Origin of the sequence: Roseomonas chloroacetimidivorans (genome assembly GCF_049629625.1) — a bacterium.
In the GTDB taxonomy this organism is placed as follows: domain Bacteria; phylum Pseudomonadota; class Alphaproteobacteria; order Acetobacterales; family Acetobacteraceae; genus Roseomonas; species Roseomonas chloroacetimidivorans.
The window spans coordinates 1-2,025 of sequence record NZ_JBNBZS010000240.1 but is presented as its reverse complement, the minus strand read 5'-3'; the positions used below and the strand labels follow the sequence as shown (position 1 = coordinate 2,025).

General features: G+C 71.7%; 1 protein-coding gene. It reads left to right on the top strand.

Features of this window, described 5'->3' with window-relative positions:
- Positions 1–2,025 (top strand): 3-hydroxyacyl-CoA dehydrogenase NAD-binding domain-containing protein (locus tag ACO1BU_RS37045; protein WP_424140853.1); only part of this gene is annotated, 2,025 nt, incomplete at its 5' end.

Here is a 2,025-nt window from a genome sequence, read left to right as displayed (position 1 = left end):
GCCAACCCCCCGGTGAATGCGTTGAGTGCTGGTGTACGCGGTGGTTTGTTACGGGCGCTGGAGGCTGCGGGGTCGGACGGGTCGGTTCGGGCCGTTGTTCTGGCGGCGGAGGGCCGGGCCTTCATTGCGGGGGCGGATATCAGCGAGTTCGGCAAGCCGCCTGTGCCGCCGAGCCTGCCGGAGGTGGTCGCGGCCCTGGAGGCCTTCGGCAAGCCGGTGGTGGCGGCGATCCATGGTGCGGCGCTGGGTGGCGGGCTGGAGGTGGCGCTGGGCTGCCATGCCCGGGTGGCCGGCCCTGGCGCGAAGCTTGGGCTGCCGGAGGTCAATCTGGGCCTGCTGCCGGGGGCGGGGGGCACGCAGCGCCTGCCGCGCCTGATCGGGGCGGTGCCAGCGCTCAAGATCATGGCCGAGGGCAAGCCGGTCGGGGCCAGGGAGGCGCAGTCCCTGGGCCTGGTGGAGGAGGTGGCCGAGGATGTGCTGGCGGCCGCCAAGGCGCTGGCGCTCCGGCTGGCGGGCGAGGGGCTGCCCAGCCCCGCGCGGGACCGCGCCCATCTGGGCGCGCGCGAGGCCTTCGAGGAGGCGGCTTCCGCCCTGCTGAAGAAGCATCCGAACAACCCGAGCGTCGACGCCATCGTGGATGCCGTGCGGGCCTGTTTCGAGAAGCCCTTCGAGGAGGGGCTCGCGGTGGAGCGGGCGCATTTCGTCCGGCTTCGTGATGACCCGCGCAGCAAGGCGCTGCGGCATGTCTTCTTTGCCGAACGCGCCGCGGCCCGCATCCCCGGCCTGCCGAAGGGCACCCAGCCCCGGCTTGTGGAGCGGGCGGCCGTGATCGGGGCCGGCACCATGGGCGGGGGCATTGCCATGAGCTTTGCCAATGCCGGCATCCCCGTGACCCTGATCGAGACGAGCGAGGAGAACCTCGCGCGCGGGCTGGAGCGGGTGGCCGGCAACTACGCGACCTCGGTCAAGCGCGGCAGCCTGAGCGAGGAGGCCCGGGCCAGGAGGATGGGGCTGATCGAGGGCAAGGTCGGGCTGGAGAATGCGGCCGGCGCCGATTTGGTGGTCGAGGCGGTGTTCGAGGAGATGGGGCTGAAGAAGGAGATCTTCGGCAAGCTCCAGTCCATCGCCCGGCCCGGGGCCATCCTGGCCACCAACACCTCCTATCTGGATGTGGACGAGATCGCGGCCAGCACCGCCCGGCCCGGGGATGTGCTGGGGATGCACTTCTTCTCGCCGGCCAATGTGATGAAGCTGCTGGAGGTGGTGCGGGGGGCGAAGACCGCGCCCGATGCGCTGGCCACCGCGGTCGAGATCGGGCGCAGGCTGGGCAAGGTGCCGGTGGTGTCGGGCGTCTGCTACGGCTTCATCGGCAACCGCATGCTGGCCCGCCGCACGGCGGAAGCCGAGCGGCTGCTGCAGGAAGGGGCGCGGCCGGAGGAGGTGGACCGGGCGCTGACCGGGTTCGGCTTCCGCATGGGCCCCTTCGCCATGGCGGATCTGGCCGGGCTCGACATCGGCTGGCGCATCCGCAAGGCGACCGGCAAGACCTCGCCAGTGGCGGATGCGCTCTGCGAGGCCGGGCGGCTCGGGCAGAAGACCGGGCGCGGCTATTACGACTATTCCGCCGATGGCCGGACCGGGGTGCCGGATCCGGAGGTGATGGCGCTGATCGAGCGCGTCTCGGCCGAGCGCGGCATCACGCGCCGGAGCATCCCGCAGGACGAGATCCTGGAGCGGCTGCTCTTTCCCATGATCAACGAAGGGGCGCGCATCCTGGAGGAGGGCATCGCCGCCCGGGCCGGCGACATCGATACCGTCTGGCTGAACGGCTATGGCTGGCCAGCCTGGACCGGCGGGCCGATGTACCATGCCGACCAGATCGGCCCCGCCCATATCGCCGAGCGCCTCCGCCACTTCGCCGCCCAGTCCGGCGATGACACCCTCCAGCCCGCCCCCCTCCTGCTCCGCCTCGCCGAGCAACGCTCCTCCTTCGCCTCCCTCGATGCAAAGGCCCAGGAGGCGTGA